We start from the raw sequence: 15,019 nt of genomic DNA, 5'->3' as shown, positions 1-15,019 counted from the left end.
ATCCTCTCAAAGCTTATTACTCAACATACATGTTCCAGAACTCTTCCAGACATATGTTGTTCTCCGTAATTATTGTAGCAGCGTCGGTTCCAACATATCTAAAGTGCCAGGGTTCGTATTCAATGCTGGTAATCTCCTCTTTGCCCTGAGGATATCTTAATATGAAGCCATACTTGCAGCTGTTCTTGGCAAGCCATTTGCCCGCAGTTGTATCTCCAAAGCCCTCATCGAGGCTGGTGTAATCAGCTGTGATAATATCAACAGCAAGACCGATCTGATGCTCTGATGAGCCGGGAACCGTAACCGCCTGTGATGCCAGGTTGTAGGCATCCATGTAGGACATACCACCGCCCATATAGCGATTGACCTTATTTGAGAAAAGCATGGTCTGCCTGTCAATATCCCTGTAGGGTGAGCAGACTATAAGCCCTACGCCGTCCGCTCTTGCAGCCTTAAGCATCTCTTTAAGCGGCGCGATGACTCTCTCATCACACTGCATGCTTCCGCTGATGGTCCCGAGATTAAAATGGTAATCATCAGGAATTGGATGCTGTTTGTTAACAAGAACTATCTGCCAGTCATCACTGCTGAATGTCTGCTTCGTGGAACTTCCAAGGGGCACTTTCTCATCCTCGGAAATCACTGTCTCAGTATCATCCGCCCCGAGAATATCATTGAGAGATACCATGTTCTCGATCTCTGCAGCATCAGGATTAACAACTTCGCTTGCCTCCTGAAGCACCTCTTCGTCAACGTCATCGGGTGCAGCAAGTTCCGCACTGCTCTCTGCCACCTCTGCTTCGGAGATCACAACATCCTCGGCATAGGCAGTATCATCCAATGTGTTATTGGAAGCAAAGCTTATATTAAGTGACATTGCCGGATAAGAAAAGCTGCTGCTTGCCGCAAAAAACAGGATAATGCAGGCAAGAGCAGTAAACCTCTTGGTATTTCTGTAGAAATAAAACAGGAAATTATAACAAGTGATTGCGATAACGGCATAGGCCATTCCCAAAAAAGAAAAAGCCTTGTGCTTTCTATTAAATTTTCCAACCTGAGAAATTACCTTATTTTTAAAGGTAAGCTTCTTTTGCAGGTTATCGGCGTCCATATCGGAAATCCCCTCAAATACTTCAGATATTAACTGCTCAATAAAATTACAGATAATATTATATCTCTATTTCATTAATAATTCACTTCTTTTTTGTGCTATACTTAATAAAATTCTATAAACGGAGATAATTTATGTCAGGATCAACCATAGGAAAAAACATTGTTTTAACCACATGGGGCGAGTCCCACGGAGCAGCTTTGGGAGTTGTCGTTGACGGCTTTCCCGCAGGTATGGATCTAAACGAAAAAGACATACAGACTTTCCTCGACAGAAGAAAGCCCGGGACTTCTTCTGCAACCACCTCCCGCAAGGAGGATGATCTTGTTGAGATCCTTTCCGGTGTTTTTGAAGGAAAGACCACCGGAACTCCCATCTCTTTGATGGTAAAAAACACATCTCAGCGCTCTTCCGATTACAATGAAATTGCCAAATACTATCGTCCCGGCCACGCGGATTTCGGCTTTGACCGGAAGTACGGCTTCAGGGATTATCGCGGAGGCGGAAGATCATCAGGCCGCGAGACCATAGGAAGAGTTGCCGCCGGTGCTCTTTGCAGTAAGCTCCTTAATGAAATGGGCATAACCGTAACAGCCTACACCAGGTCCATCGGAGATGTTGAGATCGATCCTTCTAATTTTGATGCGGATCTTCGTCTTACCACTCCCACAGCCATGCCCGATGCAGACGCAGACAAAAGGGCCATGGAGCTTATAGCCAAATGCCGTGAGGAAAACGATTCTGTCGGCGGTGTCATCGAGTGCCGCATAAATGGCGTACCTGCAGGAATCGGAGAGCCTGTCTTTGATAAGCTGGACGCTCTTCTTGCCGGAGCCGTTATGAGTATCGGTGCTGTTAAAGCTGTAGAGATCGGCGACGGATGCCTGGTATCCCGCTATCACGGATCCGACAACAACGATTCCTTTGAATCCGACGGAATTCATGTATATAAGAATACCAATCACTCAGGCGGAATCCTTGGGGGAATGTCCGACGGAAGTGAGATCATCCTAAGAGCTTACGTTAAGCCAACTCCCAGCATCTTCCGTACTCAGAACACCGTAAGCAAAGACGGTGATAATATCTCCATCAACATCAAAGGCCGTCACGACCCTGTGGTTGTTCCAAGAGCAGTCGTTGTGGTTGAATCCATGTGCGCTTACACCCTGCTGGACCTTATGATCAGCAATATGTCCTCAAAGGCTGACAGCATAAAGAACTTCTACAAAAAAGATTAAAAGACAAAGATACAAACAGCCGGATCATAAAAAGGCCCTGTCCGTAATGGACAGGGCTTATTATTTATCTTGCAATCTTATGTTTAGCCTTCGATCTTATGGAAGATAATACAGTTGGGTCTTGTTACGGAAAGCTCAGGTCCGTTCATGACCATGGTACCCTTCTCCATATCAACGGTGAAGAATGTCAGTGAATCCGACTCGTGATTAAGAGATACCAGGTGCTTGTTGTCAGGGAAAAGAGCTACATCCTTGGGATACTCTCCCGCAACCGGAAGCTGGATCTGTTTTGTAAGAAGTCCGGTTTCCTTATCAACCTTAAATACAATCGCGTTGTTCTCTCCTGCTGTTGAGCTTACAAGATAATTGTAATCCTCCGAGAAAGTCAGAGCACTGCAGGCAACACCGATTGAGTCTGATTCGTCGGAGTTTGATACTTCCTGAATCTTGTTAAACTCAGGAAGTCCGTTCTCCTCATGATATTCGTACACATCTATTGCACACTTCTGCTCAAGGCATACATAGAGGAATCTTCCATCCTTGGAGAACTGCATATGTCTTGGTGATGATTCCTGATCGCAGTGGATCACATCAACCTCCTTGACCTTACCTGTCTCCTTGTCCCAGGAATAGATATTGATCCTGTCCATTCCAAGATCCGCAGCCAGCATATATTTGTTGTCCTTGGAGATCTTGATGCACTGTACATGAGGAACGTGATTCCTTCCGGCAGCAGTTCCAAGTCCCTTATGATATCTCTCGTCTGCTATCTCTCCAATACTGCCATCCTTGTTGAGCTTAAGGATTGTAACCTTGCCGTCGTGATAACCTGCGGTCATCAGGAAGTTATCTCCCTGATCCTCGTTTACATAGCAGCCTCTCATTCCGTTGATGGATGCCTCATTCAAAAACTCAAGGCTTCCGTCAGCAAGGATGTGATAGGACTCAACTCCGGCATCGGTGATGGAATAAAGTGTCTTCCTGTTATGGGAAATTCCGATATAAGATGAATTGGTGATCTCAACCTTCTGCTTCTCATAGAGTCTGCCCTTCTTGAGATCAACATCATAGATTCTGATTCCGTATTTGGTGCCCAAGCCTGATGTATAGCTTGCCACATATGCCACATACTTGTCCTTTGCAGCCATTGTCTTAGTGCCTCCTAAGCATAATTTAAAAATCCCTTATTTAACCTATTCTATCACAGCTATTCCAAACTTTAAACACATAAAAAACAGCTCCCGCCATATTCTGCGGGAGCCGTATAATGCATTTTACTATGTTTATGGCCAGTTCTTGTAATTTCCGTTTACGCAAACCCCTGCGTATCCGTTGGCAAGCATTACTGCTTTATCAGATTCTGAGATCTTGGGAGAAGCATATCCGATGCTGCTGGCAAGGTTGAAATAATTGGCACTTCCGTTATTGACGATTCCCTTGTAGGTGAAAGGAACCATATGTCCGTTTCCGTCAGAAAGTGAGAAGGAAGCCATTCCTACTCCGCTCTCATTATTAAGCATTGCAATATTTCCATTTACCGCAACGCTGCCATTCTTACCGCTGGCAAGAGTAACATTCTGTGTTACAGCTGCTGCAGCCGCAGCCTTGGAGCCCTTTACATTGACCTGAATTGAATCCCACTTATCTGTTGTCTGAAGTCTATCGTCAGCAACATAGAAGTAAAATATGATTGTCTTGGCAGTTTCATCAGCACCAACATAAAATGTTATCTGCTGAGTTCCGCTCTTGAAGGATGCATCAAGTCTTGTGGCTTTACTTGTGGATCCTTGAATGTAGTAAGTGTAGTTGTAAGTGGATCTGAAATTCATTGTGTAGCTGGAACCTGCTTCTACCGTGATCACAGAATCCTGAAAATCCATAACCTCGGTATCGGCGCCGTATGCAAAGGATGTAACTGCAGGCATTGAAGCCAGCATAAATACTGAAAGTGTAATTCCGATAATCGCTCTGATCGTCTTATTCATAGTTTTTTTCCTCCAATTATACTTAAGCTAACTATTATTATAATTGAAGTATACGATATTGCACGTAAATTATTTCTAAACAATGTAAACTAAAAAATATCATTTCAAAACATTCATATCGCAGTTACCGGGGACTCCCGGTACGCTTCCCTTGGAAGTATACTGCCACATGTCATAGCGCGTAGCCGCATAGGTGGGAATATCCACATACTGTGCCATCCAGATCTTATAGTCCGTAAGGCTTCCGGTGTTTATCCTGTTCTCAAACCACAACTTGTTGGAATAGATTCCCGCTGTATATCCCGCATTGGAAATGGTTGCGAGAAAGGCCCTGCAAATCTCGGTCCTCTCCTCGGGACTTATGGCATCGCCTCTTCCGTTACTCTTTTCCACATCAAGATACACAGGATATGACAGGCTGTAGCCGTTTAAAAGATCAAGTACCATTGAGGCCTCTTCTACGGCTTCCTGCACGTTAACAGCCTGGGAAAAGAAATATACTCCTACCCCAAGGCCTGCATTTATCGCCCCGTTCATATTGGTCTGATACATGGGATCCACAACCAGAACACCTGAAGAAGATCCGCGGTATCCGCATCTTACCATGGCAAAGCTTATGCCTGATGCTTTTACCTGGCCCCAGTCAATGTTTCCGTTATGCTTTGAAACATCAATGCCCTTGGTCCCTGCGTGGGCGGATTCATATTCCGCAGTCTGGGTGATATTGGGAGCTTCACTTGCTGCCTTTTCCGCAAGTGCTTTCTGACGCTCTTCCTCTGCAACTTCAGACTCTATTTGGGCAAGAAGATCCTCATCTTCCTCAGTCCAGTCATCAAAGGTATCTTCCTCGGAATAATCTTCTTCGGAAACCTCAGTGGTCTCATCTACATCCGCAACCTTCGTGTCCTCTTCGGCCACATTGATCTGCGATTCGGTGACCACTTTGTCTTTTACATCGATCTTTACAAACTGGCTGGTATCCTCAATGTGCTGCCCTTCATTTAATAGAGAAAGCAGTGCCGCAGCCCTGTCCTCGGTGGACGCGGACGATGCAGGATCTTCTTCCTTCTTCTCAATGCCCTCTTCCGCCAGAAGTTCGTCTCCGTCAATAAGTCCCATATTAAGGGCTTCCAGTGTGCTCACATCTTCAAAGATGGACTCTTCATTATTTACTTCTTCCTTATCATTCTTGGAAAGGCGAATAAAAGCCCCTGCCACAACCAGTATAGCAAGGGCTCCTATCACTCCAAGCATGATCTTAATAAGTCTGTTATCCAATGATGTCTGTCCCTCAATACTCAGATATATGTAATGTTAAGATCGTTTCCTTTTACCGTTACTTTCGCATCGGCTCCCATGATGGTTGGAAGCAGCGGATCAATGTGAGAGATCTCCGCATCCATGATTATGGGCTTTCCAAGAACCGAAAGTGCGCCGGTAACAGCATTGTACTGGTCTGCTCCAAGCATCTCCACTCCCCAGGCAGCCTTTGGTCTTCCGATGATAAATCCCGCCGCGCTGTCAAACCAGCCGGCTTCCCTTAGATTCCAGAGGCTTCTTCTTATCTCCATGGGAGAAAGGTCGCAGGCCTCCATTATCCAGATAACGTTCCTGTGCTCTTCATTGAACTGTTTCATTCTGTCGAACCTGGTTCCAACGAAGTGGGTAAGAATATCAAGACATCCTCCAAGAAGCACGCCTTCCATCACTATTTCTTTTCCCCGGGCAGGGGTGATCAAGCCGTTATCTCCGGCGTAAGAGACCAGTTCTCTGTCCCTGTTAAAAGCATAAGGAGCACGAATCATCTCCTCGGTGTATTCTGCAGGAGCTTCTGTCTCTTCCTCCAGAACAAATCTCTTATATCCGTCAAAAGAGCTTTTGGTGCCCTCAAGGATTGCGAAAGCATCCTCTTCAGGAGTCTCCCACTTCTTAGCATAACCGCTTATACAAGGACCATAGATTCCCTGAACACCGGTGATGGTCACAAGAGGGAAAATAAAGTTGGTATTATCGGAATATCCGATGAACCACTTAGGTCTATAGTTCTTAAGCTCGTCAAAATCAACATATGTGACGGTCTCATTCATGAGCTCACCGCCGCCGGCGGAAATAATGGCATCTATATCATCACGTTTATAGAACTCCACCAGCTCTTTTGCAGCAAAATCAGGCTTGGTGGCGATCCCGATGCCGTCGGTCTTAAACAGAGTCTCTCCCTCAATTATCCCGTATCCGCGCTGTTTGATATTATCCGCAGCAATATAATACATGGATCTGTAGGGTTCTGTGCCGGGGCCGTAGGAAGGCGCCGTAACACCGATGTTGTCCCCTGGTTTAATGGGATCAGGTCTTCTTATCATACTTCTCTCCCCGCATGATCATTTGTTTATGTCAGCAAGCTTGGAATAGCTTTTTCTGTAATGCCTATTCATCTTAAAGCAGTCATAAGCCGACAGATAGTGACCCTCGCCGTGGCGAAGCACTGCGGTGTAGGCGATGCAGCCCTTATCAAGGACCATGGCAACCGCCATTGCGTCGTCTTCATTGGGGCCTAGGCAATATGCGCCGTCTCCGGGCACAAAAACAACGTTGGCATTCTTTCTGATGTTATGAACAACGTCGTCCTGGTTTGCCGGGATCTTAAGACCGGTGCCGATAAGCTGGGCAAAGTCGTCAAGAAGAGGTCTCATGTTGTTGGCTCTTCTCGAAACAGTCATAACAGCTTCCGACTTATTGTGAACTATATATTTGATGTCAGGTCTTTTGGCGTAGATGTGCTCGTGAACAAATTTTACTCTCTCCGGAGTATCTGCGTGCTCGTAGACTATTTTCCCGTCTTCGATAAAGCTGTTAAAACCTGCCTCAACTCCGTGGGGCATGTCTGTCTTGCAGATATCCATAAGAAAATTGTTGCAGGCAGTCTCAAGGACCTTGGCCTCGTAAATGGCCTCGGCAGAATCGGCCCCGAGGCACACGGTACCGTGATTGGCCATTATAAGGCTGTTGCTGTCGGAGTATTTCTTGAGCCTGTTTGCTACGTTCTGGGCAAGCTTGTCGGTTCCCGGAAGCGCATAGGGAGCAACGGGAACAATTATATCCGTATCGTCAATGTAGGTGCTTATCTTCTTAAGTCCAAGGGTTCCTGCGCAGGATGCGTATACCTGGTGAGTGTGGACAATAAAGCCGCAGTCCTTACGAACCTTGTAGCAGGCTGCATGGACCTTGCTCTCGCTGGAGGGCTTGTAGTCCCCCTCGTAGGAAAGATCGTCGATATTAACCTGCACGATCATCTCCGGTGTAAGATCTTCGTATCTGATCCCGCTGGGAGTAATAAGGAAAGATTTATCATCAACTCTGGAACTGATATTGCCCCAGGTCCTTACAAGAAGGCCAAGGTCATGAAGCTCTCTGGAAACTTCTATGATGTGATTTCTGGCCTTCAGTAATTCTTCTTTAGTCATGCTCATGGCCTGATCTGCCCCTCCCCTGTGATCTCGTATTTGTAGGAGGTAAGCTCCTTAAGGCCCATGGGTCCTCTTGCGTGGAGTTTCTGGGTGCTGATGCCTATCTCGGCGCCGAATCCGAACTCGAATCCGTCGGTGAATCTGGTAGATACGTTCACATAGACACATGCTGCATCAACTCTGTCAAGGAACCTCTGAGCTGTCTCTTTATTCTCAGTGATGATGGCCTCTGAGTGACCTGTGTTGTACTTGTTGATATGAGCAATCGCCTCATCCACATCATTGACAGTCTTAACGGAAATGATGTAGTCAAGGTACTCCCTGCCAAAGTCCTCTTCTGTTGCTTCCAGTGCATCAGCGATCAAAGGTCTGCTGTCTTTGTCAGCCCTTACCTCAACATTGTGCTCCTTCATGGCTTTTGCAAAAAGAGGAAGGAACTTCTCTTTAATATCCTTGTGAACCACCAGGGATTCTGCGGCGTTGCACACACCGATCCTCTGGGTCTTGGCGTTGATGATAATATGAATTGCCTTCTCAAGATCAGCATTCCTGTCCACATAGATGTGGCAGTTACCGGTTCCGGTTTCGATAACGGGAATGTTGGAATTTTCAACCACTGCTCTAATAAGCCCTGCGCTTCCTCTTGGAATAAGGACGTCAACATACTCGCTCATTTTCATGAACTGTGTGGTTACCGCCCTGTCAGTGTCCTCGATGAGCTGTACGGCATTCTCATTGATGCCAAGGCTCTTTAAAGTGTCTCTTATAACCTTAACTATGGCGATATTGCTGTTGATGCAGTCACTGCCGCCCTTTAAGATGGTAACGTTGCCTGATTTAAAAGTCAGAGAAAACGCATCCGGTGTTACGTTGGGCCTTGATTCGTAGATTATACCCACAACGCCCATGGGAACGCGGACCTTCTTGATCTTAAGACCGTTGGGCCTTTCGAATTCCTCAAACACCTCTCCGATAGGATCAGGGAGCGCCGCAACCTGTCTTAGTCCCTCGGCGATTCCCTCCATTCTCTTATCGTTTAATGTAAGCCTGTCAAGAAGCCCGGGATGCATACCGTTCTTCTTACCGTTCTCAACGTCAACAGCATTGGCTTCAATAATATCCTCAGCATTATCAAGAAGCGCCTGCGCCACCTTCAAAAGCGCCTCGTTCTTGGCTTCGGTAGTCAGATACTGAATATCATACCTGGCATCAACTGCATTTTCACAAAGCTTTGTCAGTTCTATATGCGCCATAATTACCCCCATAATTATTGTTCATGCATTAGTTAACTTTAGGAAAAAAATCTTTTTAGATTATCCCATAATCCTCTCCAAAAGTCCACTAATCCCCCCTGACTTTGGCCCTGTTCCTGTCCCTGTTGACGAAGTCCTGAGACAATTTCCCCTTTTACAAGAACCACCGCAGATATGGGCTCTACAGTAACGCTTCCCGATACGTTCTCGATAACCTCAGTACCGGCCTTGTTTCCCTTAACATACACATTCCACTCACCTTCCGGAAGCGCAATCGTAGTCTCTGTTTCATTGGGATTAAAGGCAAGGAAAATCTGCTCTGCGCTCTCCCCCTCAAGGGTCTTGTCTGAATTGTCCATCACAAAAGCCAGAACATTCTTATCAAGTCCCTCAACAGCCTTAACTCTTGCTGTAACCTCATCCCCTGAAGAAAGTCTAAGCAGCGCATGCTCTTTTCTGAAGGCGATCAGTCCCTTGTAAAACTCAAGATTTTCCCGGTACTTTGGATCATCAAGGTTCTCCCACTTTATGCTGTTCACTTCGTCTCCGGAGCTGTAGCTGTTTGAGTCAAAAGAGCCATCATCCTTAACCTTGGTTCTCAAAATCTCCTCACCTGCCTGCATGAAGGGTACGCCTTCGGAAGTCATGTAGAATGCAGCAGCAAGGTTGTTCATCTTTATCCAGGACTCTTCATTAAGATCTGTCCTTGATCCTGCGATCCTGTCAAAAAGAGTATTGTTGTCATGGCAGGAAGCATACTGGATTATCTGTGAAGGATTTTTTGACCAGGTCTCATTTGCAAGGAAAGATGCTGTCATTGCTCTCTCTGCGTTTCTTGCTCCTGATGCCCAGCCGACTTCAGCGGTATTGAACACACTTCCCTTAAGGCCGTCGCGGATATTATCGTTAAAGTAGGCAAATCCCGGAGTCTTTTCGGAAGACTGCTGTGTTGCCATAGTCACATTCTCTTTTGTCAGATCAGTGTTCATGCTCCATCCCTCGCCATAGAAAATAACATCGGGGTGAGACTCATGAACCTTCTCAACGATCTCGTTTATGGTATCAACATCGATAAGGCCCACAAGGTCAAATCTGAAGCCGTTGATGTGGTATTCATCTGCCCAGTAGCATACGGAGTCAACGATGTATTTTTTCACCATGCTTCTCTCTGAAGCAGTATCATTTCCGCAGCCTGAGCCGTTTGAATATGTTCCGTCTGCATTGATCCTGGAAAAATATCCGGGCACAAGACGGTTGATGCAAAAGTCTTTGCCGCTGTAAACATGGTTGTAAACAACGTCCATAACAACTGAAAGACCGTTATCATGAAGAGCCTTCACCATCTCTTTAGCCTCTTTGACCCTTACATTTCCGTCGTGAGCGTCTGTTGAATATGAGCCCTCGGGAACGTTGTAGTTGACGGGATCGTATCCCCAGTTAAAGCGCTCCTGGCTCTCATCGTTTTCATCTACCGAGCCAAAATCATAGAAAGGCAAAAGATGAACGTAAGTAACGCCGAGGCTCTTGATGTAATCAATACCTGTCGCGTTTCCGCCTTCAGTCTTTGTTCCTGTCTCAGTAAATGCAGTATACTTGCCTGCATTTGCAATGTTGCCCTTCTCATCAACGGAAAAATCACGAATATGCAGCTCGTAGATTACAGCATCAGTCATACTCTCTGATGCATGTGGATTCTTGTCATCTGCCCAACCTTCCGGATCGGTTGAATCAAGATCAATTACCATAGCTCTTTTGCCATTGACACCTGTAGTTCTGGCATAAGGATCGCAGGCTTCTACATTTAGTCCGTCAAGAACAGCTGTGTAGGTATAATAGGTACCTGCAAGGTTCTTGGAAACCTCAGCAGTCCATGTACCCTTATCGGATTTTGTCATCTCGATGGATTCTGTAAGATCTTTTTTCCAGGAATCACCTGACTCGTATAGGTTAACCGATACGCTCTCGGCAGTCGGTGCCCAAACGCGGAATACTGTCTTGTCCGCTGTCACGGTAGCTCCAAGATCATCTCCCTCATAGGTGTACTTATCCTCAAACTCCTTTGTTGAATATACGATAGGCATGTTTACAGGAAACTCCTGTCCATCAAAGCCAAGTCTGTAATTTCTGTTAGGGTCAAGCACCTCACCGATAGTCAGATCATAGAAATACTGCGTATCAGAAGCCTTCTCAGAAAGCTCAGCCTTAGTCACTTCTATATCTCCAAGTCTTCCGCTGACATAGAAAGTATCAAGCAGAGCCTTATCAATCTCGCCCGTAAGTTCAATCTTTATTGCCTTATCGCCGTCATAAACAGCGCTTTTAAGCTTAGTTCCTGTCATTACATCCTCCCCGTATTCTTTAACGCAGCCTTCAACTCCCGATTCCACATAAGCGTGAACCGTACCAGAGACAACCTCGGAAAGATCAATGAACTGATCCATATCAACATCCTTGTCCCAGTCCTGCGTTCTTACGATATAGCCAACCTTGGTCTTGCCTGCAGGAACGCTATATGTTGCAACCATCTCTCCGTTCTCATCTTCAAACGGAATCCCTTCGCCTTCTCCGCCATCCGGCCACATCCATACATCCCAGCCGTCATAGTTTCCGTCTTCTCTGTGGTAGTGCAGTTTAAGCGTCACTCCCTCATCAGCTCTTACGGTGATGGACATTCCAATACCGGCAAACATAGTCACCGCCATGACCACCGCCATCAAAAGAGCTATCACATTATTAAGCTTTACTCTTTTCATTTTATAATCCTCCCCGATTATTATATGGAAAACGTTTTCCATTGTATTGTAATGTTCCCCGGGGACTTACGTCAAGGGACCATTTTTATATTTCTTTGGATTTTATCAGCTTATTTTCCGCATAGCCCTGTTGTCATTACGCAATTCACGTTTAGCAGCAAGTTTTATTCCGGTGGTGACCTGTTGGAATTTGCATAACTACTATTGTCAACAGGTAAATTCCTCTGTTTACACCTGTTGGAATCTCAATTTCATGAAATCCAACAGGCTATTATGCAGTTTTCGCCCTGTTGTAATAGATAGAATTGGCATTTCCAGCAGGGTGTACCACCTAAATCATCTGTTGAAATTGATAAAATAGATATTTTCAACAGTGAAAACCAGCTAATAATACCTGTTGTAATGTAAGCGCGAAATAATCCGGCGGATGTGAATGCGTCCCTCAATCACTCATAATGGATTTGAACTATAAACTACATTTTAGTGTGAACACTTGAACTTATGAACTTCATTTTGGTGTCACATGGAAAGGATAGCTTATGTCAGATCCCAAGCATTATCGTACTAAAGATGAGTGGTTCAAGCTCGTCCAGGAGTGCCGTAAAAGCGGTTTATCGGACGCTCAATGGTGCGCATTAAATGGTATCAGCCGTCATTCATTAAACACTGCTATCAAAAGGCTGCGGAAATGTTCTTATGCAATTCCTCCTCGCAGCTCTGATGATATATATGACCTGGCCATTCCAAAACAGGATGTGGTCAAAGTGGATATCGTTCCTGATATCCAGACGCCACAGAAGATCATTCCTGAGGCGGCACCGCACATTGACAATTCACATATGATAGAGATAAGTCTTGGAGATGTACATATTTCTCTCTGCAACGGAGCTGATCCGGATCTTGTAACCAGGACTCTCTCAGCCTTAAGGAGCTTCGTATGATCGGCGATATAACAGCTGCAGATGAGATCTACATTGTCTGCGGCTACACTGACATGAGAAAGTCTATCGATGGCCTCTGTGCCATAATCGAAGACAAGCTCCACATGGATCCAAGAAGCAGGGCTCTGTATCTCTTCTGTGGGAGAAGGGCTGACAGGTTCAAGATGCTTCTTTGGGAGCCGGACGGATTCATACTGTTCTACAAAAGGCTATCCGCCGAACAGGGACGATACCGCTGGCCAAGAAACAAGGATGAAGTACGCAACCTGACCTGGCGCGAGTTCGACTGGCTTCTCTCAGGTATCGATATAGAGCAGCCTAAGGCCATTAGAGCCTCTTAAGGTCTGTGTATCAGTTTTTGTGCATAATTCTGAAATCGCCTTATATCGGATTAATTAGGTGCTGGTTTTCAGATCACTTTGGCACTTTTACCGATATTAATTGCCTTGTAAGTCTGATAAAATCTATATATCAGATGTAAGGAGGCTGTCGTGGCGAGAGATTCCAAGGACCAGCAGCTCATTGAGCTGAAGGACACCGTGAAAGAACTGAATACCACCATCAGAAATCTCAACGCACTCATTGAGGCTGCTAACAAACGCGAAGAGGAGCATCTTCTGAAAGAGCAGGAACATATCGAAAGAGAAAAAGTCCTACAGGAACAGATAGATTACCTCACCAAGAAACTCTTTGGCAGATCAAGTGAGAAACGTGATGATTTTGAAGGACAGCTGAATCTCTTCAATGAAGCCGAAACTCTAAAGGCTGATCCTGATCCCGAGGAACAGGAATTCACCACCGTCGAGAAACATACCCGCAAGAAAAAATCCAAGATGTCTGATAAGTTTGCAGGCCTCCCTGTCCAGGAGGTTATTCTTGATGTTCCTGAAGATGAGCGCATCTGCGATGTCTGTGGCACTCCTCTTGAGAGGATTGGGAAAGAATTCCTTCGCAGAGAGATCGAATTCATTAAGCCAAGTATCAAGATCATTGATTACTACAGTGTCAGCTATGGATGTCCTAACTGCAAGATAAATGCTGATGTCCCGCACATTGTAAGAGGACGCGACGGTCAGGCACATATGCTGCACGGCATGGCATCTGCCGGAACAGTTGCGTGGGTAATGTATCAGAAGTATGTTAACTCTCTTCCTCTTTACAGACAGGAAAAAGACTTCAAGATGTACGGAGCCGAAATCTGCAGAGGAACCATTGCCAACTGGATAATCAATAACGCTGAAGAGTTCTTCAAGCCTATGTGCAATTACTTCCAGAGAAAGCTTGTTGCCGGAAGATATGCAATGGCAGACGAAACGCCCGTACAGGTGCTCAAAGAACCAGGGCGCAGGGCTGAATCAAGGTCGTACATGTGGGTTTTCCGTTCGGGAGAGTTTGATCCGGAGCAGATAGTTCTGTTCCACTATTCTCCGACACGGGCGGGAGATACTGCAAAGGAGTTCCTTGAAGGATTCCACGGGTACCTTATGACTGACGGGTACAGTGGATACAATAAGCTCAGGGACTGCACGAGGAATTCCTGCTGGGCACACATAAGAAGGTATCTTATAGATGCCATTCCCAAAGGTAAGGAATACGATCACAGCCAGCCGGCAGTACAGGGACTTGCCTATGTCGACAAGCTCTTCGAGATGGAACGGAAAATCCATGAAAAGAAGGGCTCTGATTTCGATGCCATAAAGAAGTTCCGCCTTGAAAAGGAGAAACCTGTACTTGACGGTTTCTGGAACTGGCTTGACTGCCAGACTGCAATAAAGAATTCCAGGATGTACAAAGCCCTTGTTTACATCCAAAACAGAAGACCGTTCCTCGAAACCTATCTTGAGGATGGTGGCTGCAGTTTCAATAACAACACTTCCGAGAGAAGCTGCAAGGCCTTTGTTACTGGCCGCAAGAACTGGCTGTTTTCAGACTCAGTTGATGGCGCAGAGGCAAGTGCTCTTACTTATTCCATTGTTGAAACAGCTAAGGCAAATGGCGTTGATGTTTATTACTACCTGAAATATCTTCTCATGAAGTGTCCAACATCTCTTACCAGCGATGAAGATCTTGAGAAGCTCTGCCCATGGCATCCTGAATGCAAGGAAGCCCTGGATGAACTTCACAGACAGCATCAGAAAGCGATCTTCGACGCAATGTAATCTTTATCATATGTGAATTGTCAAGGTGCTCCAGTCTCTTATGAGGCTGGGGTATATTTTATGGGCAAAACCCCTTGTACCTGTTAACATGCCTTGCGGGATAGCGCAACCCGCC

Annotated in this window: 12 protein-coding genes and 1 pseudogene; 5 read left to right on the top strand and 8 right to left on the bottom strand. The window is 45.7% G+C overall.

The window, feature by feature from the left end; translation table 11 throughout:
• Positions 1–16: 16 nt before the first annotated feature.
• Complete coding sequence (locus T456_RS20940) at positions 17–1,111, bottom strand: M15 family metallopeptidase (protein WP_024864688.1); 1,095 nt, start codon at positions 1,109–1,111, stop codon at positions 17–19.
• 134 nt (positions 1,112–1,245) lie between these two features.
• Here T456_RS20940 and aroC point away from each other — a divergent pair, with 134 nt between their 5' ends.
• Complete coding sequence (aroC, locus tag T456_RS0102025) at positions 1,246–2,349, top strand: chorismate synthase (protein ID WP_024864687.1); 1,104 nt, start codon at positions 1,246–1,248, stop codon at positions 2,347–2,349.
• An 83-nt stretch (positions 2,350–2,432) separates the two neighbouring features.
• Here the strand turns inward: aroC and T456_RS0102020 are convergent, their stop codons facing one another.
• The 7 genes from T456_RS0102020 to pulA all read right to left on the bottom strand — a co-directional run bounded on the left by T456_RS0102020 (position 2,433) and on the right by pulA (position 11,804).
• Complete coding sequence (locus tag T456_RS0102020) at positions 2,433–3,497, bottom strand: lactonase family protein (RefSeq protein WP_024864686.1); 1,065 nt, start codon at positions 3,495–3,497, stop codon at positions 2,433–2,435.
• A 135-nt stretch (positions 3,498–3,632) separates the two neighbouring features.
• On the bottom strand, positions 3,633–4,334 hold the full coding sequence (locus T456_RS0102015) for a hypothetical protein (protein ID WP_024864685.1): 702 nt from the start codon (positions 4,332–4,334) through the stop codon (positions 3,633–3,635).
• Between the two features lie 99 nt (positions 4,335–4,433).
• On the bottom strand, positions 4,434–5,612 hold the full coding sequence (locus T456_RS20935; RefSeq protein WP_024864684.1) for a glycoside hydrolase family 25 protein: 1,179 nt from the start codon (positions 5,610–5,612) through the stop codon (positions 4,434–4,436).
• Positions 5,613–5,632: 20 nt separating this feature from the next.
• A complete protein-coding gene (locus T456_RS0102005) occupies positions 5,633–6,694 on the bottom strand; it encodes an LD-carboxypeptidase (protein ID WP_051464945.1) in 1,062 nt (353 codons plus the stop codon).
• An 18-nt stretch (positions 6,695–6,712) separates the two neighbouring features.
• Positions 6,713–7,801 carry a class II aldolase/adducin family protein gene (locus tag T456_RS20930; RefSeq protein ID WP_024864682.1) on the bottom strand — a complete coding sequence of 363 codons (1,089 nt, stop codon included), beginning with the start codon at positions 7,799–7,801 and terminating at the stop codon, positions 6,713–6,715.
• Positions 7,798–9,051, bottom strand: a complete 1,254-nt coding sequence (locus T456_RS0101995; protein WP_197026846.1) for a glutamate-5-semialdehyde dehydrogenase — start codon at positions 9,049–9,051, stop codon at positions 7,798–7,800. Before T456_RS0101995 ends, T456_RS20930 begins: the two co-directional genes overlap by 4 nt.
• 38 nt (positions 9,052–9,089) lie before the next feature.
• Positions 9,090–11,804, bottom strand: a complete 2,715-nt coding sequence (pulA, locus tag T456_RS0101990; protein WP_024864680.1) for a type I pullulanase — start codon at positions 11,802–11,804, stop codon at positions 9,090–9,092.
• A 539-nt stretch (positions 11,805–12,343) separates the two neighbouring features.
• Here pulA and tnpA point away from each other — a divergent pair.
• From tnpA to tnpC, 4 genes and pseudogenes are all read left to right on the top strand, one after another.
• Positions 12,344–12,493 (top strand): annotated as a pseudogene (tnpA, locus tag T456_RS24265) (IS66 family insertion sequence element accessory protein TnpA); the annotation flags it as partial.
• 75 nt (positions 12,494–12,568) lie between these two features.
• Complete coding sequence (locus T456_RS22265) at positions 12,569–12,745, top strand: hypothetical protein (protein WP_155838000.1); 177 nt, start codon at positions 12,569–12,571, stop codon at positions 12,743–12,745.
• A complete protein-coding gene (gene tnpB, locus T456_RS0101980) occupies positions 12,742–13,086 on the top strand; it encodes an IS66 family insertion sequence element accessory protein TnpB (protein ID WP_024864678.1) in 345 nt (114 codons plus the stop codon). Before T456_RS22265 ends, tnpB begins: the two co-directional genes overlap by 4 nt.
• Positions 13,087–13,236: 150 nt before the next feature.
• Positions 13,237–14,904 (top strand): IS66 family transposase, encoded by a 1,668-nt coding sequence (gene tnpC / locus T456_RS0101975; RefSeq protein ID WP_024864677.1) that lies wholly within the window; start codon positions 13,237–13,239, stop codon positions 14,902–14,904.
• Positions 14,905–15,019: the final 115 nt, after the last annotated feature.

This window comes from Butyrivibrio sp. FCS014 (assembly GCF_000526935.1).
Taxonomy (GTDB): Bacteria; Bacillota; Clostridia; order Lachnospirales; family Lachnospiraceae; genus Butyrivibrio.
Note: the sequence above shows the minus strand (reverse complement) of the source record. Positions and strands in the feature narration are given on the sequence as shown.